Source organism: Vibrio sp. 1580 (assembly GCF_033340055.1).
Map to the genome: position 1 here is coordinate 1 of NZ_JAWOVT010000155.1, position 845 is coordinate 845.

The following is an 845-nucleotide window of genomic DNA, read 5'->3' on the forward strand; positions in this document are numbered from 1 at the left end:
AGGCTCAGCATGGCGACCAAAGAACTCACCTCCAACTTACGGTGGTCCAACTCGCCTTCGCATTGGCTTAGCGCAATCGAAAAACGTAATGGCGGTTCGTACCTTACGTGAAGTGGGTCTGGATGAAACTCGTCAGTACCTAACTCGCTTTGGATTCGATATCAACGAAGTGCCTCGCTCAGAAACTATCGCCTTGGGTGCGGGTAGCTTAACACCAATGAAAGTGGCGCAAGGTTACTCGGTTTTTGCAAACGGCGGTTACTATGTTGAGCCGTTCTACGTCGAACGCGTTGAAGATGCATTTGGCGAACTCTTGTTTAAAGCCAACCCTAAGAGCGTTTGTCATCAAGATTGCCCACAAATGAGCCCACAACCAGAAATGGATCGCTTTGCCAGTGAGTTCGGTGAGCAAGACGTTGCCGTTGATGGCCAAGCTCCAGAGAACGCACTAGAAAATGATGAACCAAAATACGCACCACAAGTGATCTCTGAACAAAACGCATTCTTGATGCGTGAAATGATGTACAGCAACATCTGGGGTGGCGGCAACTGGCGTGAAGGAACTGGCTGGAACGGTACCGGCTGGCGTGCGCAAAAACTTGAGCGTCGTGATATTGGTGGTAAAACTGGTACGACTAACGATTCAAAAGACGCATGGTACAACGGTTATGGTCCGGGCGTGGTTGCTATTGCATGGGTGGGCTTCGATGATCACTCACGCGCGTTAGGCCGCACGACGGTGAACAGCAATTTGGGTCAAGGCCAAGTATCTGGTGCTGAATCAGGTGCGAAAACAGCAGAACCAGCATGGATTGACTTTATGCAAGTGGCATTGGAAGGCAAGC

The 845-nt window shown here is 50.3% G+C and carries 1 protein-coding gene; it reads left to right on the forward strand.

Features of this window, described 5'->3' with window-relative positions:
- The coding region (locus R7093_RS24680; RefSeq protein ID WP_318146948.1) for a penicillin-binding transpeptidase domain-containing protein at positions 1-845 on the forward strand (845 nt) is incomplete at both ends.